The sequence below is a fragment of the Terrabacter aeriphilus genome (assembly GCF_039542985.1).
Lineage (GTDB): Bacteria > Actinomycetota > Actinomycetes > Actinomycetales > Dermatophilaceae > Terrabacter > Terrabacter aeriphilus.
In genome coordinates this window covers 486,354-505,560 of the sequence record NZ_BAABIW010000006.1, presented here as the reverse complement: position 1 = coordinate 505,560, position 19,207 = coordinate 486,354, and the positions used below count along the sequence as shown (strand labels likewise).

18 protein-coding genes and 2 tRNA genes are annotated in these 19,207 nt (G+C 72.5%); 14 read left to right on the top strand and 6 right to left on the bottom strand.

The features are described 5' to 3' along the window. Positions 1-69 precede the first annotated feature (69 nt). On the bottom strand, positions 70-2,469 hold the full coding sequence (locus tag ABD979_RS04590) for a phosphoketolase family protein (RefSeq protein WP_345506260.1): 2,400 nt from the start codon (positions 2,467-2,469) through the stop codon (positions 70-72). 180 nt (positions 2,470-2,649) lie between these two features. After that, positions 2,650-2,844 carry a CsbD family protein gene (locus tag ABD979_RS04585; RefSeq protein WP_345506259.1) on the bottom strand — a complete coding sequence of 65 codons (195 nt, stop codon included), beginning with the start codon at positions 2,842-2,844 and terminating at the stop codon, positions 2,650-2,652. Between the two features lie 153 nt (positions 2,845-2,997). Between ABD979_RS04585 and ABD979_RS04580 the strand changes: the two genes are divergently transcribed. From ABD979_RS04580 to ABD979_RS04530, 11 genes are all read left to right on the top strand, one after another. Then, a complete protein-coding gene (locus tag ABD979_RS04580) occupies positions 2,998-4,026 on the top strand; it encodes a cation diffusion facilitator family transporter (protein WP_345506258.1) in 1,029 nt (342 codons plus the stop codon). Then, positions 4,023-4,544, top strand: coding sequence for a methylated-DNA--[protein]-cysteine S-methyltransferase (locus ABD979_RS04575; protein WP_345506257.1), 522 nt, complete (start codon positions 4,023-4,025; stop codon positions 4,542-4,544). Before ABD979_RS04580 ends, ABD979_RS04575 begins: the two co-directional genes overlap by 4 nt. A gap of 154 nt (positions 4,545-4,698) precedes the next feature. After that, on the top strand, positions 4,699-5,187 hold the full coding sequence (locus ABD979_RS04570) for an RNA polymerase sigma factor (protein ID WP_345506256.1): 489 nt from the start codon (positions 4,699-4,701) through the stop codon (positions 5,185-5,187). 6 nt (positions 5,188-5,193) lie between these two features. Continuing rightward, positions 5,194-5,886, top strand: coding sequence for a methylated-DNA--[protein]-cysteine S-methyltransferase (locus ABD979_RS04565; protein WP_425583907.1), 693 nt, complete (start codon positions 5,194-5,196; stop codon positions 5,884-5,886). After that, a complete protein-coding gene (locus ABD979_RS04560; protein WP_345506255.1) occupies positions 5,883-6,428 on the top strand; it encodes an NUDIX domain-containing protein in 546 nt (181 codons plus the stop codon). Before ABD979_RS04565 ends, ABD979_RS04560 begins: the two co-directional genes overlap by 4 nt. A 152-nt stretch (positions 6,429-6,580) precedes the next feature. After that, positions 6,581-7,084 (top strand): RNA polymerase sigma factor, encoded by a 504-nt coding sequence (locus ABD979_RS04555; protein ID WP_345506254.1) that lies wholly within the window; start codon positions 6,581-6,583, stop codon positions 7,082-7,084. Then, positions 7,081-8,004: a hypothetical protein gene (locus tag ABD979_RS04550; protein ID WP_345506253.1), complete on the top strand. Its 924-nt coding sequence runs from the start codon at positions 7,081-7,083 to the stop codon at positions 8,002-8,004. Before ABD979_RS04555 ends, ABD979_RS04550 begins: the two co-directional genes overlap by 4 nt. Positions 8,005-8,026: 22 nt before the next feature. After that, on the top strand, positions 8,027-9,073 hold the full coding sequence (locus ABD979_RS04545) for a PHP domain-containing protein (RefSeq protein ID WP_345506252.1): 1,047 nt from the start codon (positions 8,027-8,029) through the stop codon (positions 9,071-9,073). A 102-nt stretch (positions 9,074-9,175) separates the two neighbouring features. Beyond that, positions 9,176-9,248 (top strand) — tRNA-Glu (locus ABD979_RS04540). Positions 9,249-9,280: 32 nt separating this feature from the next. After that, positions 9,281-9,354, top strand: a tRNA-Asp gene (locus ABD979_RS04535). 101 nt (positions 9,355-9,455) lie between these two features. Beyond that, positions 9,456-10,412, top strand: a complete 957-nt coding sequence (locus ABD979_RS04530; RefSeq protein ID WP_345506251.1) for a D-2-hydroxyacid dehydrogenase family protein — start codon at positions 9,456-9,458, stop codon at positions 10,410-10,412. Between the two features lie 45 nt (positions 10,413-10,457). Here ABD979_RS04530 and ABD979_RS04525 read toward each other — a convergent pair whose 3' ends face one another. Further along, complete coding sequence (locus ABD979_RS04525) at positions 10,458-11,648, bottom strand: PucR family transcriptional regulator (RefSeq protein WP_345506250.1); 1,191 nt, start codon at positions 11,646-11,648, stop codon at positions 10,458-10,460. A gap of 99 nt (positions 11,649-11,747) precedes the next feature. On the opposite strand from ABD979_RS04525, the gene ABD979_RS04520 reads away from it, so the two are divergent. From ABD979_RS04520 to ABD979_RS04510, 3 genes are read left to right on the top strand one after another with little or no spacing between them, the layout of a single operon-like run. Then, positions 11,748-12,830, top strand: coding sequence for a ferredoxin reductase (locus tag ABD979_RS04520; protein ID WP_345506249.1), 1,083 nt, complete (start codon positions 11,748-11,750; stop codon positions 12,828-12,830). 13 nt (positions 12,831-12,843) lie between these two features. Further along, a complete protein-coding gene (locus ABD979_RS04515) occupies positions 12,844-14,130 on the top strand; it encodes a fatty acid desaturase family protein (protein WP_345506248.1) in 1,287 nt (428 codons plus the stop codon). Beyond that, positions 14,120-14,818 carry an HAD family hydrolase gene (locus tag ABD979_RS04510; protein ID WP_345506247.1) on the top strand — a complete coding sequence of 233 codons (699 nt, stop codon included), beginning with the start codon at positions 14,120-14,122 and terminating at the stop codon, positions 14,816-14,818. The genes ABD979_RS04515 and ABD979_RS04510 overlap by 11 nt, the downstream gene beginning before the upstream one ends. 5 nt (positions 14,819-14,823) lie before the next feature. On the opposite strand, the gene ABD979_RS04505 is transcribed toward ABD979_RS04510, so the two are convergent. From ABD979_RS04505 to ABD979_RS04495, 3 genes are all read right to left on the bottom strand, one after another. Continuing rightward, complete coding sequence (locus ABD979_RS04505) at positions 14,824-15,558, bottom strand: hypothetical protein (RefSeq protein WP_345506246.1); 735 nt, start codon at positions 15,556-15,558, stop codon at positions 14,824-14,826. Positions 15,559-15,662: 104 nt separating this feature from the next. Continuing rightward, positions 15,663-17,510, bottom strand: coding sequence for a hypothetical protein (locus tag ABD979_RS04500; RefSeq protein WP_345506245.1), 1,848 nt, complete (start codon positions 17,508-17,510; stop codon positions 15,663-15,665). Between the two features lie 179 nt (positions 17,511-17,689). Continuing rightward, positions 17,690-19,126, bottom strand: a complete 1,437-nt coding sequence (locus tag ABD979_RS04495) for a GuaB1 family IMP dehydrogenase-related protein (protein WP_345506244.1) — start codon at positions 19,124-19,126, stop codon at positions 17,690-17,692. Between the last annotated feature and the right edge of the window lie 81 nt (positions 19,127-19,207).

The window sequence follows — 19,207 nt, the reverse complement described above, 5'->3', positions numbered from 1 at the left end:
CCCGAGCCGCCGCGGCCCGACCGCCGCGGCCCGACCGCCGCGGCCCGACCGCGTCGGTCCTCGACCGCCTCAGTCCTCGACGACCGTCGTCATGACCCAGTCCCGCACCTGCGGCATGTCCTCGAGGTGCTCGACGATGTACGCGTGGTGCTGGACCAGCTGCTCCTCGCACCACCGCTTGACCTCGCTCGCGCCTCGCACCTGGCGGCCCGCGTTGTTGATGGCGTCCATGACGAGGTGGTAGCGGTCGACCTCGTTGCGCACCACCATGTCGAACGGCGTCGTCGTCGTGCCCTCCTCGCTGAAGCCCCGCACGTGGAAGCGGTCGGCGTCGGGCCGGCCGTGCACGAGCTGGTGGACGGCACCGTGGTAGCCGTGGAAGGCGAACACGACGTCGACGTGGTCGGTGAAGAGCTCGCCGAAACGGATCTCGTCCATGCCGTGCGGATGGCTCCGCGGCCGCGACAGGCTCATCAGGTCGACGACGTTGACGACGCGCACGCGCAGCTGCGGTAGCCGCTCCCTGAGGATCCCGGCAGCCGCGACCACCTCGAGGGTGACGACGTCGCCGGCGCACGCGAGCACGACGTCGGGATCGCGGTCGCCGTCGTCCGTGCCCGCCCAGTCCCAGATCCCCGCTCCCGCCGCGCAGTGGGCGACCGCCTCGTCCATGGTCAGCCACTGGGGCTGCGGCTGCTTGTCGATGACGACCAGGTTGACGTAGTTCCTCGAACGGAAGCAGTGGTCCGCCACGGAGAGAAGGCAGTTCGCGTCCGGCGGCAGGTAGATCCGTGACACCTCGCCGCGCGAGTTGAGCACGGTCTGGATGAGGCCGGGGCCCTGGTGCGAGAAGCCGTTGTGGTCGTTGCGCCACGCCGTCGACGTCAGGAGGATGTTGAGGCTCGGCACCTCGGCCCGCCACTCGAGCTTGTTGGCCTCCTGGAGCCACTTGCTGTGCTGCACGGTCATGGAGGCGCTCACCATCGCGAAGGCCTCGTAGGTCGCGAAGAGGCCGTGCCGGCCGGTCAGGGTGTAGCCCTCGAGCCAGCCGTGGCACGAGTGCTCCGAGAGCACCTCCATGACCCGGCCGTCGTGCGACAGCTTCTCGTCCTCGGCCAGCACGCGCTCGGCTGTCATGCGGTCGGACACCTCGAAGACGGCCCCCACGCGGTTGCTGTTCGTCTCGTCCGGGCTGAAGAGCCGGAACGTCGTCGGGTTGCGCACGTAGATCTCGCGCATGAGCTCGCCGAGCGCCCGCGTCGACTCCGCGCGCACCTGCGCCGGCGAGGGGACGTCGCGCGCGAAGTCCCGGAAGTCCGGCAGGTCGAGCCCCCGCGTCAGCACCCCACCGTTGGCGTGCGGCGACGCGCTCATCCGCAGCTCGCCCTCCGGGTTGGCGCTGCGCACGAGCGCGACCGGTGCCCCCGACTCGTCGAAGAGCTCCTCGGGCCGGTAGGAGCGCATCCACGACTCGAGCAGGGCGAGGTGCTCCGGGTCGTCCTTCACCCCCGAGAGTGGCACCTGGTGCGCCCGCCACGTGCCGGTGACCCCGACGCCGTCGACCTCGGCAGGACCGGTCCAGCCCTTCGGGGTGCGCAGCACGACGAGCGGCCAGCGCGGCCGCTCCCCCATCGTCCAGCCCTCCGCACGCGCCTCGGTCTGGATCGCGCGGATCTTCGCGTATGCCGTCGCGAGCGTCCGGGCGAAGCGCTCGTGCATGCCCGGCCGGTCGTCACCCTCGACCTCGAGCACCTCGTAGCCGTGCCCCTCGAGCAGGCTGCGCACCTCCGCGGGGTCCTTGCGCCCGAGCACGGTGGGCCCGGCGATCTTGTAGCCGTTGAGGTGCAGGATCGGCAGGACGGCGCCGTCCCGGCGGGGGTTGAGGAACGAGATGCCCTTCCACGAGCCTTCCAGGGGCCCGGTCTCCGCCTCGCCGTCGCCGACGACGGCGAGCGCGAGCAGGTCGGGGTTGTCCATGACCGCCCCGAACGCGTGGACGAGGACGTAGCCGAGCTCGCCGCCCTCGTGGATCGATCCCGGCGTCGTCACCGACACGTGGCTGGGGATGCCGCCGGGCGAGGAGAACTGCCGGAAGAGCCGGCGCAGGCCCTCCGCGTCGGTCGTCACGCGCGGATAGGTCTCGGTGTACGTGCCCTCGAGGTAGCCCGCCGCGACGAGCGCCGGTCCACCGTGACCGGGTCCGGTGAGGTAGATCGTCTGCTGGCCGGTGTGGCGGATGACCCGCGACATGTGGGTGTAGACGAAGGACAGTCCGGGGCTCGTGCCCCAGTGGCCGAGCAGGCGGGGCTTGATGTCGTCGGGCACGAGGGGGCGGCGCAGCAGCGCGTTGTCCTGCAGGTAGATCTGCCCGATCGTCAGGTAGTTGTTCGCCCGCCACCAGGCATCCATCGCCGAGAGCTCGTCCGGTGTCGCCGGGGGAAGGGGGGCGGGCGTGCTCGTGGGTGTCACGGGGTGCCTCTCGAGGGGAGCGAAGATCCGTCCCCCGAGCCTCACGGCACCCAGCCGCGCTGGCAAGGGGACGTCAGCTCCCTACCCAGCCCGACGGCATCCGGACGCGTGCCACCCCGGCCGGCCGGACAGAGCAGTGGGCCGGCCCCCGTCGGGACCGGCCCACCCCATTCCGGAAGGTCAGCGGTCGAGGGCGTCCTTGACGTCCTTGCCCGCGTCCTTGAGCTGCTCGCCCCGCTGCTTGAGGTCCGCCGAGGCCTGGTCACGCTCGCCCTCGGCCTCGAGTCGCTCGTTGTCGGTGACCTTTCCGGCGGCTTCCTTGGCCTTGCCCTTGAGCTCTTCACCCAAGTTGCCGGCCTTGTCTGCGATACCCATGTCTGGGCTCCTTCCGTATCCGATCGGATGTCGTTGTCCTACCCGCTCCCCCTCGATCCGCACCACGTGACGGGCGCCGAGGCCGGATGCCGTCCGCGTCCACGGGCGAGCCGCAGCACGCCCGTCGTCGGCCCCGTTTGCCACACTGGTGGGGTGCCAGCGACCCCGAACCCCGACAGCCCGGCCACCGGCCGCGGGCTGCAGACGCGCGACCTCAGCCGGTTCGCATACCTCTCGATCGCCGCCGCGGTCGTCACCATCACGCTCAAGGTCATCGCCTGGCGCGTCACCGGCTCGGTCGGCCTGCTCTCCGACGCGGCCGAGTCGGTCGTCAACCTCGTGGCGGCCGTCGCCGTGCTCATCGCCCTCAAGGTCGCCGCGATGCCGGCCGACAAGAACCACCACTTCGGCCACACCAAGGCGGAGTACTTCTCGGCCGCGGTCGAGGGCATGATGATCTTCGTCGCGGCCCTCGTCATCATGTACACGGCCGTCGAGCGCTTCCTCGACCCGCAGCCCATCGAGAACGTCGGCCTCGGCCTCGCCATCTCGGTCGTCGCCTCGGTCGTCAACGGGGTCGTCGCGGTCGTCCTGCTCCGCGCGGGCCGGCAGCACCGGTCGCTCACGCTCACCGCCGACGGCAAGCACCTCATGACCGACGTCTGGACGTCGGCCGGCGTCGTCGTCGGGGTGCTCCTCGTCGGGCTCACCGGGGTCGAGCGGCTCGACCCCGTCATCGCCTTCCTCGTCGGCGTCAACATCGTGTGGACCGGGTGGAAGCTCATCCGCGAGTCGACCGAGGGCCTGATGGACATCTCGATGAGCAAGGAGGACAACGGCGCGATCGCCGACGTCCTCTCCCGGTTCGTCACGCGCGAGGTGCACTTCCACGCCCTGCGCACCCGGGTCTCGGGGCACCACCGCTTCGCCGAGGTGCACGTGCTCGTGCCCGGCGCGTGGACGGTGCAGCGCGGCCACGACCTCGTCGAGGAGGTCGAGGAGGCCGTGCACCGCGAGTTCGGCGAGATCGCCCTCACCTGCCACCTCGAGCCGTCCGAGGACCCCCGCGCCTACGGCGACTACTCCGCCGAGTACCCCGTGCCGACGCACGACGACATCGTCGCCGCCCACGGCGCCGCGGCGCCCGACCGCGCGGGCGGCCCGTCCCCGGACGTGCCGTGACCGGCACGGGTCCCGCTCACGTCGTCGTCCCCTCGCCCATCGGCGACCTCACCGTCGTCGCCGAGGGCGGTGCGGTCACGCACCTGCTCATGGATGCCGCGAAGTACCGCCCCGAGGACCCGGACGTCCTCGGGGTGGCGGGCGACCCGACCGACGAGCCGTTCGCGTCGGTCGGCGTGCAGCTCGCCGCCTACTTCACCGGCGCCCTGACCGAGTTCGACCTCCCGCTCGCCCCGCGCGGCGACACCTTCCACCAGCGCGTCTGGGCGCTGCTGCGCGAGATCCCCTATGGCGAGACCCGCAGCTACGGCGACCTCGCCCGCGCGCTCGGCGACCGCAACCTCGCCCAGGCCGTCGGCACCGCCAACGGTCGCAACCCGATCGCCGTCGTCGTGCCGTGCCACCGCGTCGTCGGCAGCGACGGCTCGCTCGTCGGGTATGCCGGCGGCCTCGACCGCAAGCGCTTCCTCCTCGCGCTCGAGGAGCCGTCCGCGACCGCGTCGGGCCGCCTGTTCTGACCGGCGTTCCGGCCCCGGCCGGGCCGTCGCGTCCCGGTCCGTCGACCTGTCGGGCTCCCGAGAGCACATCGCCGGCCCGAAGCCGGATGCCTGCCCGACGGACCCCCCAGACTGGGTGACCTCACACTTCCGCGACCCGGAGCGTCTACAGGACATGTTGCGACCGTTCGAGCAGGCCGTCACCGAGCACGGGGCCGTGGTGCTGCGCGTCTGCCGCGCCGTGCTCGGCCCGACCGAGGCCGACGACGCGTGGTCGGAGACGTTCCTGTCGGCCCTCCGCGCCTGGCCCGACCTGCCCGACGACGCGAACGTGCGGGCGTGGCTCGTCACGATCGCGCATCGCAAGGCGCTCGACGTCGTGCGTGCCGGTGCCCGCCGAGCCGTCCCGGTCGCGGCCGTGCCCGACGTCTCTGCAGCCCGCTCCGACGAGCCCGAGGCCGCGCTGCCCGACGGGGCACTCTGGGCGGCCGTCGCCGCGCTCCCGGAGAAGCAGCGCCTCTGCGTGGCCTACCACCACGTGGCCGGCCTGCCCCACCCCGAGGTGGCCCGCATCGTCGGCGGGAGCGCGGCCGCGGCCCGCCGCGCGGCCGCCGACGGCATCGCGCGCCTCCGATCCACGTACGCCCCTCACGAGAAAAGGTGAGCACCCATGTCCGACAACCGGTCTGACACCCCGTCGCACAGCCTGTCCCACAGCCTGTCCGCGGACGACAGCACGTCCCACCACCCGGTCGCGCTCATGCGTGAGCCCGCCGCCGGCGACGCCGAGCGCCTCGACGCGCTGCACGCCGCCCTCGTCTCCCGCGCGAGCGCCGAGTCGTCGGTCGACGTGACCTACCGCCTGCTCGACTCCCCCGTCGGCGCCCTGCTCCTCGCGGCGACCGGGCAGGGGGTCGTCCGCGTCGCCTTCGAGCTCGAGGACCACGAGCGGGTGCTCGACTCCCTCGGCGTCTCCGTCGGCTCGCGGATCCTGCGCGGCGGCGACCGGCTCGACCCGCTCGCGCGCGAGCTCGACGACTACTTCGCCGGGCGGCGGCACGCGTTCGACGTGCCGCTCGACCTGCGGCTGGCCCGGGGCTTCCGCCTCACCGTGCTGCGGCACCTCCGCGACATCCCCTTCGGGTCGACCGAGAGCTACGGCGAGGTGGCCGCCGCCTCCGGCAGCCCGCGGGCGGTGCGCGCGGTGGGCTCCGCCTGCGCGACGAACCCCCTGCCCATCGTCGTGCCGTGCCACCGCGTCGTCCGCTCCGACGGCACCCTCGGCGGCTACCTCGGCGGGCTGCCGGCCAAGGAGCACCTGCTCGCCCTCGAGCGCGCGGCCGACGAGGGGGTGCGGGCATGACGTGGCCGGTGCGCCGGACCCGGGTCGTCTACGAGAACGCCTGGCTGCGCGTGCGCGAGGACGCCGTGGTGCGCCCCGACGGGAGCCCGGGGGTCTTCGGGGTCGTCGAGCTGCGTCGCCCGGCGGTCTTCGTCGTGGCCCTGACCGGGGCCGACGAGGTCGTGCTCGTCACCGTCGACCGGCACACCGTCGGCCGCTCGGTCGAGGTGCCGGCCGGCGGCACCGACGGGGAGGACCCGCTCGTGGCGGCTCAGCGCGAGCTCGCCGAGGAGACCGGGCTGGCCGCCACCGAGTGGCAGCAGGTCGGCACGATGAACGCCCTCAACGGCGTGTGCCGCGCGCCCGAGACCGTGTTCCTCGCCCGGGGGCTCACGCCGGTGTCCGGGGCCGACGAGCACGCCCGCGCCGAGGAGGGCATCGCGGCCGTGACCACGGTGCCCGTCTCCGAGGTGCTCGGGATGCTGCGCGACGGGACCATCACCGACGGGGAGACCATCGCCGCGCTCATGCTCGCCCTCACCGCTCTGGGCCGCGTCGGCTGAGACCCCGCACCGGGTCGGTCCGGGATGCAACGGTCCCTGCGGGTGGTGTGTCCTAGTGGTTGTAGGGGCGCCGACGCACGGCGTCCGACGACACGACACGACACGACACGACCCACACGACCGAAAGACCGACGACCGGACCGGGAGCCCCCATGCGACGCAGGGACGAGGCGGCCTTCCGCGCCTTCGTGGAGGAGCGGCAGCTGATGCTGCGCCGCCGCGCCTACCTGCTCTGCGGCAACTGGGCCGACGGCGACGAGCTCGTGCAGGAGGCGCTCGCCCGCGTCTACGTCGCGTGGCCCCGCATCGGCCCGGGCGCCGAGACGGCCTACACGAGGCGCACCATGATGAACCTCTACCTCAACGACCAGCGCAAGCGGCGCCGCGAGGTGCTGACCGACGAGACCCCCGAGCCGGCCACGCAGGAGCACGACCGCGAGCTCGCGATGACCCTCACCGAGCTGCTGCACGACCTGCCGGAGAAGCAGCGGGCCGTGCTCGTGCTGCGGTTCTGGGAGGACCTCACGGTGCCCCAGATCGCCGAGTGCACCGGCGTCGCCGAGGGCACCATCAAGAGCCAGATCTCGCGTGGGCTCGCCGCCCTGCGCGGGCGGCTCGCCGACCCACCACTCACCGGGGCAGGAGCCGTCTCATGAGCGACGACACGACACGCGACCCCGGAGGCAGCCCGCCGGCACCGGAGGCCGGCGAGCAGCAGCTGCGAAAGGCGCTGGCCACCATGAACGACCTCCAACCTCCCCGCGACGACCTCTTCGCCCAACGTGCCCTGCAGCGCGGCCGCGCGATGACGTCGCGCCGCCGGAGCCAGGTGCTTGGAGCGGCTGCGGTCGTCGTCGTCGCCGGCGCCGTCGGCGGCACCTGGGTGGCCACGCAGGGCGACCCGTCGAGCATGACGGCCGGCTCGGCGGTCGCCGAAGCGGCCAAGGGCGCGCAGGGCACACCACCCCCGGACGCCGGCACCGGCTCCACGGACGACAACGAGGCGGTCGACAGCGGTGGCGGCGGGGCCCGGCAGCCGGGCACGACCGACGGGAGGGGCCCCCTCGTCGCGCCGTCCGTGCCGCCCGCCCGCGACCTGTCGCGGTGGTTCGGCGCGCTCTCGACGCCGCAGACGACGGCCTTCACGGCAGCCGCGCCGACCGTGGTCTCCCGCTGGGGTGACGTCTTCTCGGGGGCGTATGCCGCCGAGCCCTCGGGTGCGCGCGTGACCGTTGCCGTCACCCGGCACGACGCCGCGCTCGAGGCCTTCGTCAGGCAGGCGATGCCGTCGCCCGACGACGTCGACTTCGTCATCGCCACCCACTCGCTCGCCGACAAGCAGCGAGTCGCCAACGAGGTCGTCGACGAACGAATGCTCTGGCGCAGCAAGGGGATCCAGGTCGTCGGCGCCATGGTCGACACCCGCCTGGACGTCGTCGACGTGCTCGTCGACGGGGACGACCCCCAGGGGCTCCTCGCCCAGCGCTACGGCTCGATCGTCCGGGTCGTGCCGGGCACGCCGGGCAACCCCGGCAAGCTGCCGGACGGCAGCACGGTGCCGCCCCCGCAGCGCTGACCCCGCGGCTAGGCTGCCGTCCATGGAGCAGCCGACCGCGCCCGAGGCGCCGATCAGCCCGATCGACGCGCTGCGACGCATCTGCTTCCTCCTCGAGCGTGGGCGCGAGAGCAGCTACCGCATCGACGCGTTCCGCCGGAGCATCGAGGCCATCACCCTCGTCTCCGACGAGGAGCTGCGCGAGCGTGTCGAGGCCGGAACTCTCAAGCAGATCAAGGGAATCGGCGACTCGAGCGCCGCGATCATCGGCCAGTCCGTGCGCGGGGTGCTGCCGGCATACCTCGTCTCCACCGAGGAGAAGCACGGCGAGCCCCTGACGCGTGGTGGAGCCGCGCTCTACGCGGCGCTGCGCGGCGACCTGCACGCGCACTCGAACTGGAGCGACGGGGGCAGCCCCATCGAGGAGATGGTCCTCGCCGCCGTCGAGCTGGGGCAGGAGTGGATGGCTCTGACCGACCACTCCCCCCGCCTCACGGTCGCCAACGGCCTGAGCCGCGAGCGGCTCACCCAGCAGCTGAAGCGCGTCGACGCCATCAACGCCAGCCTCGGCGACGCCTTCACGCTGCTGCGCGGCATCGAGGTCGACATCCACCTCGACGGCACCCTCGACCAGGACGACGACCTGCTCGACCAGCTCGACGTCGTGACGGCCTCGATCCACTCGAAGCTGCGCCAGCCCTCGTTCGAGATGACCCCGCGGATGGTGGCGGCGGTGCGCAACCCCCGCACGAACGTCCTCGCGCACTGCACGGGGCAGCTCGTCACGGGCAGCCGCGGCAAGAGGCCGCCCTCGCAGTTCGACGCCGAGAAGGTCTTCCGCGCCTGCCTCGAGAACGACGTCGCCGTCGAGATCAACTCCCGGCCGGAGCGGTGCGACCCGCCCGACGAGCTCATCGAGCTCGCCCGCGACCTCGGCTGCCTCTTCACCATCGACTCGGACGCGCACGCTCCCGGCCAGCTCGACATGAAGTCGCTCGGCTGCGAGCGCGCGGAGCGCCTCGGCATCCCGGCCGAGCGGATCGTCACGACGTGGCCCGTCGACGACGTGCGGGCCTGGGCGAAGGGCTGAACAGGCGTGCCAGAGCAGCGGCGGGAGCGGCGTCGGGAGCCGATTTGGACGGTTCCCGAAACTCCCATATAGTTTCGACGTCCCAACGGATAGGTCGGGCAGGTCCCCATCGTCTAGCGGCCTAGGACTCCGCCCTTTCACGGCGGCAGCACGGGTTCGAATCCCGTTGGGGATACGCAGTACAGTTCAACCCGCACCACCCAGTAAGGCCCCGTAGCGCAGTTGGTTAGCGCGCCGCCCTGTCACGGCGGAGGTCGCCGGTTCGAGCCCGGTCGGGGTCGCAAGACACCACGAGAGGCGCCGCTCCCAGGAGCGGCGCCTCTCGCGTTTCCCCGGGCGGCGACGACCGCGCCGCCGCGGTGGGCCTCCTAGGGTGGGGCGCATGCGGATCGCCGTGCTCGACGACTACCAGGGCGTGGCGCTCTCCAGCGCCGACTGGTCGCCCGTCACCGACCACCCGTCCCACCCGTGCACGGTCGACGTCTTCCGCGACCACGTGTCGGCTCCCGAGGCGCTCGTCGACCGGCTCGCGCCGTACGACGTCGTCGTCGTCATGCGCGAACGGACGCCGCTGCCGGCGGCCGTGCTGACCGCACTCCCACGGCTGCGCCTCGTCGTGACGACGGGTCGGCGCAACCCGAGCATCGACGTCGAGGCCGCCCGGCGCGCCGGCATCGTCGTCTGTGGCACGGAGAGCCTCGCCACGGCGCCCGCGGAGCTGACCTGGGCGCTCGTGCTGGGCCTCTCCCGGCACCTGCTGCCGGAGGCGACGGGCGTGCGCGAGGGCGGCTGGCAGACGACGGTCGGGCGCGACCTCGCCGGCCACACCCTCGGGCTGCTGGGGCTCGGGCGCATCGGCGGCCAGGTCGCCGCCGTCGGGCGGGCCTTCGGCATGGACGTCGTCGCGTGGAGCCGGTCGCTGACGCCGGAGCGCGCTGCGGCCGCCGGGGCCCGGTCGGCCTCGTTCGAGGAGGTCCTCGAGACCTCCGACGTCGTCTCGGTCCACCTGCCGCTCGCCGCCGAGACGCACGGCCTCCTCGGGCCGCGCGAGCTCGCGCTGATGCGCCCCGACGCCCTGCTCGTCAACACCTCGCGCGGCCCGATCGTCGACGAGACGGCGCTGCTCGCCGCGCTCGACCGCGGCCACCTCGGTGGCGTGGGTCTCGACGTGTTCGACGTCGAGCCGCTGCCGGCCGACCACCCGCTCCGGCGCGCGCCGCGCACCCTGCTCACGCCACACCTCGGCTACGTCACGCGCGACGTCTACGCGACGTTCTTCACCGGCGTCGTCGAGGACGTCACCGCCCACCTGGACGGCAGCTCCCTCCGCGCCCTCTGACGAGCCGCCCGTCGAGTGGCGGGGTCGAGGTCGGGTGGGGGCCGGTCAGCGGTGGCCGGCCCTGAGCACGAGCTCGAGCTCGAAGCGGGCCTGGGGGTCGTCGAGGACGTCACCGAAGAGGTCCTTGAGCTGGGCGACGCGGTAGCCGACCGTCTGCTGGTGCACGAAGAGCTCCTCGGCGATGGGGGCGCGCTGGCCCTGGTGGCGCAGCCACGCGAAGAGCGTCTCGGTCAGGCGCTCGCGCACGGCCGGGCGGAGGTCGTCGAGCGGTGCGAGGCGGGTGCGGGCGAGGTCGGCCGTCGCGAGGGGCTCGGCCCGCACGACGAGCTCGGCGAGGTGCTCGTCCACCCACACCGGGACCGTGTCGCGGTGCGGGTCGTCGGGGCTCGGGCCCAGCCCGTGGGCGTCCGCGGCGGTGGCGAGGTGGAGCGACTCGCTCGCCTGCTGCCACGGCCGGGCCGGGCCGACGATGGCGCGCCGCCCACGGAGGGCGCGCTCGAGGTCGCGGTGCCGCGGCGCGCGGTTGACGAAGGGGAAGACGACGACGACGTCCGTGCCGCGCTCGGCCACGAGGCCGTCGGGGCCGAGGGCCGCGCGGAGGCCGTCGACGTGCGGTGACGGCACGAGCGCGACGACGACGACCTCGGGCAGGGTCCAGCCGACGGAGGCCGCGAGGCGAGCCACGCCGCCGTCGCTCGAGTCGCCCCGGAGGATCATCTCGAGCAGCTCGCTGCGCAGCCGCAGCTGCTCTCCCGCCCGCTCCGACTGCTCCTGGGCGTAGCCCTGCGCGCTCGCCGCCGAGATCTCGTCGATGTAGGCGAAGATCGACTCGCCGAGCGCGAGGAGCACGTCGGGCGGCATCTGCGAGACGTCGACGAGGCGCGAGATGGCCCGGAACGTGACCCGGGCGCCGTAGCGGTACGCCGCGAGGAGCGACTCGAGCGAGCGCCCGGAGCGCACCTCGCCCCGGCCGAGGCTCTCGTAGACCCACTTGCCGTCGTCCGAGAGCGCGGGCAACCGCGTGCCGGGAAGGTCGAGGAAGCGGTTGAGGGCGACCGTCACACCCTGGCGCACGCCCTGCCCGAACCGGCCCTCCATCGGCATCGCATAGACCGGGACGTCGCGGGGGATGCCCTCGATGATCGCCTCGACCATGTCGTGCACGACGGGGCGCAGGCTGGCGCTGATTTCGGCCGGGAGAGACAACCACGGCGGGTCAGACGTGGTCTGCGCCACATTGGCCTCCGACAATTTGTTGCGACACGACAGATTCCCCACTCAAAGAGTACGCCTCACCCCAAGATCCGGAAGGGGCTCCGGGAGGAGGATGGTTCCATGGCCCAGATCAGAGCTCTCCGGCGTGTGGCGTCGATGCTGACGACCCCGCTCGCCCCCGAGGACATCCTCGGTCTGGTGAACCCCCTCTCCTCCTCGCGCCAGCTGCGCGGCGTCGTCACGAGGGTGGTCCGCGAGACCCCCGACTCGACGACGATCCACTTCCGTCCCGGTCGCGGCTGGAACCCCCACCTCGCCGGTCAGTGGGCCCGCATCGGCGTCGAGATAGACGGGGTGCGCCAGTGGCGCAGCTACTCGCTGAGCGCCGCCGTCGGGCACGACCCGGCCATCACCGTCACGGCGATCGGCTTCGTCTCCACGGCCCTGGCGCGCGACACCAAGGTCGGCGACATCCTCTTCCTCGACGCGCCGCAGGGTGACTTCGTGCTGCCCGAGCACCCCCGCCCGCTGCTCATGCTCACCGCCGGCAGCGGCCTCACCCCGGTCATGTCGATGATCCGCACGCTCGTGCCGCGCCGCCCCGACGCCGACGTCGTGCTCATCCACTCCGCGCGCACGCGCGACGACGCGCTCTTCCACGACGAGCTGCTCGAGCTCGCCGACCAGTTCCCCGGCCTGACCGTGCGGCACTGGTTCACGCGCGAGGAGGGCGGGCGCCGTCTCGACCTCTCCGACCACGCCGACCTCGAGACGCTGTGCCCCGACTGGCGCGAGCGGGCGGCATACGCCTGCGGCCCCACCGAGTTCCTCGACGCCGCCACGGACCTGTGGCTGCGCGAGGCCGAGACGGACGGCGCCGACGGCGCCGCCCCCGCTCTGACCATCGAGCGCTTCGCTCCCGTCCTGCTGCCGGGCTCCGGCGGCGAGGGCGGGCTCGTCACGTTCGAGAAGTCCGACAAGGAAGTGGAGGTGGGCGGCGACGTCCCCCTCCTCGAGGCCGGCGAGGAGTGCGGGGTGGTGATGCCGAGCGGATGCCGGATGGGCATCTGCCGCAGCTGCCTCACCCCACTCGTCGCCGGCAAGGTCCGCGACCTGCGCACCGGCGAGGTGCACGGCGACGAGGGCGAGCTGATCCAGACCTGCGTCAACGCCGCCGCCGGACCCGTCCACCTGGACATCTGAGAAGGGAATCCCCATGACCGCCACCACGAACCGACCGACCGCGACGCCCACCGGCGCCGCAGCGCCCGCGGGATCCGGGGGCGTCACCGCGACGATCCGGCCCAAGAAGCCCGTCCTCGCGGCGACCGGCGGACCGGCGAAGCGCCCGAGCGCCGCCGCCCACCTCTCCGACGCCGACGTCGTGCGCCTCGGCCAGGAGCTCGACGCCATCCGCGACCGCGTCGTCGCCTCCCGCGGCTCCAAGGACGCGGCGTACATCCGCCGCGTCATCCGCGTGCAGCGCACCCTCGAGGTCGCCGGCCGCGCCACCCTGATGCTGTCGAAGAAGAAGACCGCCTTCGTCGCCGGCACCGCGATGCTCTCCGTGGCCAAGATCCTCGAGAACATGGAGATCGGCCACAACGTCCTGCACGGCCAGTGGGACTGGATGCGCGACCCCGACATCCACTCGACGACGTGGGAGTGGGACTTCGTCACCCCCGCCGCGGCGTGGAAGCACACGCACAACGACCTGCACCACACGTGGACCAACGTGCTGGGCAAGGACAAGGACGTCGGCTACTCCATCCTGCGCATGGACGAGGACCAGCCGTGGCACCCGGGCAACCTCGGCAACCCGCTCTACAACATGATCCTCGCGCCCTTCTTCGAGTGGGGCATCGCGATCTACGACCTCGAGCTCGAGGCCGTCAAGGACGGCGAGAAGTCGAAGGCCGACCTCAAGAAGGACCTCAAGGCCGTGGGCCGCAAGGTGGTGCGCCAGTTCACCAAGGACTACGTCGCCACCCCGCTCGCCGCCGCTCCCTTCGGCTCCGGCAAGCAGGCGCTCATCGGCACCTTCACCGCCAACGCGATCCGCAACGTGTGGGCGCACTCGGTCATCTTCTGCGGCCACTTCCCCGACGGCGTCGACACCTTCACGGAGGAGGAGATCGAGGGCGAGACCCGCGGCGACTGGTACATCCGGCAGATGCTCGGCTCGGCCAACATCTCCGGCAGCAAGCTCATGCATCTGATGACCGGCAACCTCAGCCACCAGATCGAGCACCACTGCTTCCCCGACCTGCCGAGCAACCGCTACCACGAGGTCGCCGTCGAGATGCGCGAGATCTGCGAGCGCTACGGCCTGCCCTACACGACGGGGCCGCTGCCCAAGCAGGTGTACCAGGCCTGGGCCAAGGTGTTCCGCCTCGCCCTGCCCAACCGGCCGCGCACGCTGCCGAAGGGCTCCGGCACGGCCGTCAACGACGCTGTCCCGCCGCGCCGCTCCGGCCTCCCACTGGTGGCCAGTGTCGGGTGAGGCGGGGGCGCTCGCGCCCGCAGCCGCCTTCTTCGACCTCGACCGCACCCTGATCCGCGGCTCCGCGAACTACCCGCTCGCGATCGCCGCCTTCCGCAGCGGCCACGTGCCGTGGAAGGACCTCGTCAAGGACACCGTCAACGCGATCGCCTTCCACCGCAAGGGATCCACCGACGAGGGCTCGGAGGCGCTGCGCGAGCGCATCCTCCGGGCCGTCGCCGGCATCCGGCAGTCGGACATCATCCACCTCACCGACGCCATCACGCCGGGGATCGTGCGCAAGGCGATCCCGACCTCGATGGCGCTCCTGGCCGACGCCCGCGCTGCGGGCCAGGACCGGATCGTCGTGTCGGCCTCGCCCATCGAGCTCGTGAGCCGCATCGCGACGGCGCTCGGTCTCGAGGGCGCGGTCGCGACCCGCAGCGAGCTCGACGAGGAGGGGCGCTACACCGGCCACCTCGCCGGTGAGTTCTGCTACGGCGCAGGCAAGGTCATCGAGATCGAGAAGCTCGCCGCGGAGCGCGGCTACGACCTCTCCCGGTGCACCGCCTACAGCGACTCGGTCAGCGACCTGCCGATGATGGAGCGCGTCGGCACCGCCGTCGCCGTCAACCCGGACGGTGAGCTGCGAGAGCTGGCGCGCGAGCGCGGCTGGCGCGTCGTCGAGGTCGGCCGCAAGCGCCACTGACCCGGTCAGGCGCGGAGCTCCAGGGCGCGGGCGTCGAGGTCGGCGACGACGCGCTCGACCTGCGCCAGGGCCGTCGCGAGCTCACGCTGGGCGCGCTTGATCCGGTCGCGGACCGCGAGGTCGGTGAAGACGTTGTCGAACCAGATGTCGAGCCCGCGCGTCAGACCGTCGAACTCAGGCAGCTCCACCCCCGCGACCCCGACGTCGTCGAGCTCGCGGCTGAAGTGGACGAGCAGGTCGCCGGCCCGCCGCAGGAGCTGGCGGGTCTCGTCGAGGCGCTCGTGCTTGAGCGCCGAGCTCACCATGCCGCCACCGCCGAAGGTGTCCCACGCGGACCAGGAGTCCGCGCTGTCGAGCTTCTGCCGCGCTGCGACGAGCCCCTGCAGTGCGGACCACCCTGCCGCACGGGCCTGCTCGACCTCACGGAGCTCCCGGCGCCGGGACAGCTCCTCGACCGCAGCAGCGGCGTCGGCGTCGTCGACGTCTCCCCCACTGGCCGCGACGGCCTCGCGCGCGGCCTCGTAGCCGGCCTCGGCGTGCTCGAGCCGCTCGACGTCGCGCTGTTCCGTGGTGAGGGCGTCGAGCAGGCGCTGGTGCTCGCTGCGTGCCCGGTCGAGGGAGGCCCGTGAGGTCGCGAGCCGGGCCTGCACCGCCTCGCGCTCCGCGAGGTCGCGGCGCGCCTCCTCGAGCCGCCGCAGCTGCGGCACGACGTCGTCAGGCACTCCACCGGGGGTCGTCATGCCCGGATGGATGCCGTTCGGCCGCGGTCGGTTCCCTTCACCGCACCTCGGCGCGCCCTTGGAGCATCGGAGGCGGACGGACCGCTGTGCACCCTGCCGTCGGCTCAGACGGTCCAGCTGGCCTTCTCGTAGCCCACCGCCATACATCGGCTCGGGGCGCACGCGATCCGACTGGGCAGGAAGCCGATACGGTTGGTGCTTGCGACCCACGGACCCCCCGCCCACCAGTAGAGCGTTCCGTCGTCGGAGGCAATGACGCAGCGCGTGCTGTTCTGGCATCCGAATCGGCCCCCGCCGGCCGGCAGCGTCCTCCGCACCGACCAGCTCGACCCGTTGAACGTCGAGTAGAGGTCGCTGTCGGACTCGACCATGCAGAACGTGCTCGAGGTGCAGGTCAGCTGGCTCGTGTTGGTGACCCCGGACCGGCGTGCCGCCGACCACGACGACCCGTTCCACGTCCGGAACAACCCGTCCTCGGTCATGGCGATGCAGAATCGCGGACCGGCGCAGTCGATACGGACGTCCATGCCCGTAGGGGCGAAGAGCTGGGTGGACGCCGACCACGCGCGTCCGTTCCAGCGCCGCACGTCTCCTGCCTCGAACACGAAGCAGGCCGTCGTGGAGGCACACTCGGCAGGTCGCAGCAGCGTGACGTAGTCAACGCCGGTCACCGCGCCCCACGACCCGTTCCAGATGCGTGAGGTGCTCTGTTGCGAGTCAACCGTCAGGCACCAGCTGGAAGACAGACAGGAGACGGACGACGACATCGTCCCGAGGCGCGACGGTCCGCTCCAGGTCGCGCCATCCCATCGGAAGGCATTCCCGACGTGATCCGTCGCCATGCAGAAGGCCGATGTGGGGCACGAGAGGTCCGCGACCCCGGACCCCGTCGTCGTGTCGAAGCTCCGGGCCGCGCTCCACGTCGAGCCGCCCCCACGCCACCACCGTCCACGGTCGTCCACGATCACGCAGCTGGAGGACGACGGGCAGTCGACGGCATACGTCGCGCCGATGATCGGGAAGAGCTCACGGACCGACCAGCTCCTGCCGTTCCACCGCCCGACCCGCCCGTCCCCGGCAGCGGTGCAGGACGTGGTCGACACGCACGAGACGACGTTCGCATCGAGGTAGATGCCGGCGCGCGTCTCCGCGGCGGCCCCCCACGAGGTCCCGTTCCACCGCCAGCTGCGGTAGCTGTTGCCACTCGTCGCGAGGCAGAACGACGTCGAGGTGCACGACAGGTCCAACGTGGCGAAACGGGTCACCTGCCCCAGGTATGAGGCCACCCATGTCGCCCCCGAGGACCGAAGGGCGATCGCACCACCGTTGGGCTCCAAGCCGATCGCGAGACACGTCGTCACGGACACACAGGACACGGCGTCGACCCGGTAGGCCCACGGCATGTTCACGGACGACGTCAGGCTCGAGCCGTTCCAGTACGCCATGGCGTGGGACGAGAAGACATCCCCCCGGATCAGGGCGCAGCGGGTCGCGCTGTAGCAGCCGACCGTGCGGAAGGGCGCGAGCGCCGACCGGGTGACCGTCCAGCTGCCCGAGCGGTACACCGCGTAGCCAGAAGAGTGGGTCGCGAGGCAGAAGGTCGTCGTCGGGCATGACACGGCCGACTGCGGCTGTCCGGGGGCCTTCGGGAAGATCTTCCGCGGGCTGCTCCAGGTGCTGCCGTCGAAGGTGAGCACCTGACCCGAGAGGTCGATCGCCATGCACCACGTCGTCGACGGGCACGACACGTCGCTCGGCCGGCCCCGGTCGAGGATGGCCGTGACCGGCGCGCTCCAGACCGGGTCGGCGTCGGCGGTGGCTGCCGGGGCGCTCTGCTGCGCAGCGCTCGTCGGCGCGCTCGCCCGTGCCGTCTCCGCCGACGGCGACATCACGGTCGTGACGAGGACCGCCACCGCCGCGACGACCTGGACCAGCACGCGGCTACCGCGCATCTCTCACCCCTGTGTGCTCGTGCACGCGACGACCGCGTGGGCCGATGCTAGGGACGGCGACCGGGTGGGGCAAGACCCCGTGCGACCGCAGCGGCGCGCGGCACCGTCCCGCCGGGGGCTTCATCTCCGTGCTGACGCGAGCGCCGCCCGGGTGACGATGCGCCGCCGCCGGGACCGGCTCACCAGGAGGTGTGGAGCGGGCGTCCTTCCGCGAAGCCGGCCGTGCTCTGGAGGCCGACGATCGCCCGCTCGTGGAACTCCTCGAGGGTGCGCGCGCCGGCATACGTGCAGCTGCTGCGCAGGCCGGCGATGATCTCGTCGATCACGTCCTCGACCGACGGCCGGGCCGGGTCGACGTACATGCGTGCGCTGCTGATGCCCTCCTCGAAGAGGGCCTTGCGGTCGCGGTCGTACGCGGAGTCGGTCGCGGTCCGGTTGCGCACGGCACGCGAGCTCGCCATGCCGAACGACTCCTTGTACTGCCGCCCGTCGTTGTCCGTGTAGAGGTCGCCCGGCGACTCCAGGGTGCCGGCGAACCACGAGCCGACCATGACGTTGGAGGCGCCTGCCGCGAGGGCCAGGGCGACGTCGCGAGGGTGACGCACCCCGCCGTCCGCCCAGACGTGCTTTCCGAGATCCCTTGCGGCAGAAGCACACTCGAGCACGGCCGAGAACTGCGGCCGACCGACGGCCGTCATCATCCGCGTCGTGCACATCGCGCCCGGACCGACGCCGACCTTGACGATGTCGGCGCCCGCCTCGATGAGGTCGCGCGTGCCGGCGGCCGAGACGACGTTGCCGGCCACGACGGGCACGCCGGGGTCGAGCGACCGCACCGCGCGCAGCGCGTCGAGCATCTTGTCCTGGTGCCCGTGCGCGGTGTCGATGACGAGCACGTCGGCGCCCGTGGCGAGCACCTGCTCCGCCTTGGCCGCGACGTCGCCGTTGATGCCGACGGCGGCAGCGACGCGGAGGCGCCCGTGGTCGTCGGCGGCGGGGCTGTAGAGGCCGGCGCGCAGGGACGCGCCGCGCGTGAGGATGCCGACGAGCTCACCGGTGTCCGAGACGACCGGGGCGACCTTGCGGCGCGCCGCGGCGAGCCGCTCGTAGGCCTCCTGCGGGTCGATGTCGTCGGGCAGCACGACCATGTCCTGGCGCATGACGTCGTGCACCTGGGTGTAGCGGTCGACGCCGGTCAGGTCCTTCTCCGTGACGATGCCGACCGGCTTGGCACCGTCGACCACGACGGCCGCACCGTGGGCGCGCTTGCCCAGCAGCCCGATCGCCTCGCCGGCGGTCACGTGCCGCTCGAGCGTGATCGGGGTGTCGTGGACGAGGTGGCGCTCCTTGACCCAGCGCACGACCTCGCTCACGACCTCGACCGGGATGTCCTGCGGGATGACGGCGATGCCGCCGCGGCGGGCGACGGTCTCGGCCATCCGGCGACCGGCGATGGCCGTCATGTTGGCCACGACGATCGGGATCGTCGTGCCCGACCCGTCCGCGGTCGCGAGGTCGACGTCGAGCCGGCTCGTCACCGAGGAGCGGCTCGGCACCATGAAGACGTCGTCGTAGGTGAGGTCGTGGGCGGGCTGGAGGCCGTTGAGGAACTGCACGAGCACCAACTCTAGGCGTCGGACCCCGCGCCGGGGGCACCCGGCGCCACCGGACGGCATCCGGCGTTCTCCTGTGCGCGG

What these genes read in the sequence shown, in the direction of transcription:
- ABD979_RS04505 (WP_345506246.1), bottom strand. Translation starts at nt 15,558, where the DNA reads ATGACGACCCCCGGTGGAGTGCCTGACGACGTCGTGCCGCAGCTGCGG.
- ABD979_RS04550 (WP_345506253.1), top strand. Translation starts at nt 7,081, where the DNA reads ATGAGCGACGACACGACACGCGACCCCGGAGGCAGCCCGCCGGCACCG.
- ABD979_RS04515 (WP_345506248.1), top strand. Translation starts at nt 12,844, where the DNA reads ATGACCGCCACCACGAACCGACCGACCGCGACGCCCACCGGCGCCGCA.
- ABD979_RS04500 (WP_345506245.1), bottom strand. Translation starts at nt 17,510, where the DNA reads ATGCGCGGTAGCCGCGTGCTGGTCCAGGTCGTCGCGGCGGTGGCGGTC.
- ABD979_RS04530 (WP_345506251.1), top strand. Translation starts at nt 9,456, where the DNA reads ATGCGGATCGCCGTGCTCGACGACTACCAGGGCGTGGCGCTCTCCAGC.
- ABD979_RS04520 (WP_345506249.1), top strand. Translation starts at nt 11,748, where the DNA reads ATGGCCCAGATCAGAGCTCTCCGGCGTGTGGCGTCGATGCTGACGACC.
- ABD979_RS04555 (WP_345506254.1), top strand. Translation starts at nt 6,581, where the DNA reads ATGCGACGCAGGGACGAGGCGGCCTTCCGCGCCTTCGTGGAGGAGCGG.
- ABD979_RS04545 (WP_345506252.1), top strand. Translation starts at nt 8,027, where the DNA reads ATGGAGCAGCCGACCGCGCCCGAGGCGCCGATCAGCCCGATCGACGCG.
- ABD979_RS04570 (WP_345506256.1), top strand. Translation starts at nt 4,699, where the DNA reads ATGTTGCGACCGTTCGAGCAGGCCGTCACCGAGCACGGGGCCGTGGTG.
- ABD979_RS04565 (WP_425583907.1), top strand. Translation starts at nt 5,194, where the DNA reads ATGTCCGACAACCGGTCTGACACCCCGTCGCACAGCCTGTCCCACAGC.
- ABD979_RS04560 (WP_345506255.1), top strand. Translation starts at nt 5,883, where the DNA reads ATGACGTGGCCGGTGCGCCGGACCCGGGTCGTCTACGAGAACGCCTGG.
- ABD979_RS04585 (WP_345506259.1), bottom strand. Translation starts at nt 2,844, where the DNA reads ATGGGTATCGCAGACAAGGCCGGCAACTTGGGTGAAGAGCTCAAGGGC.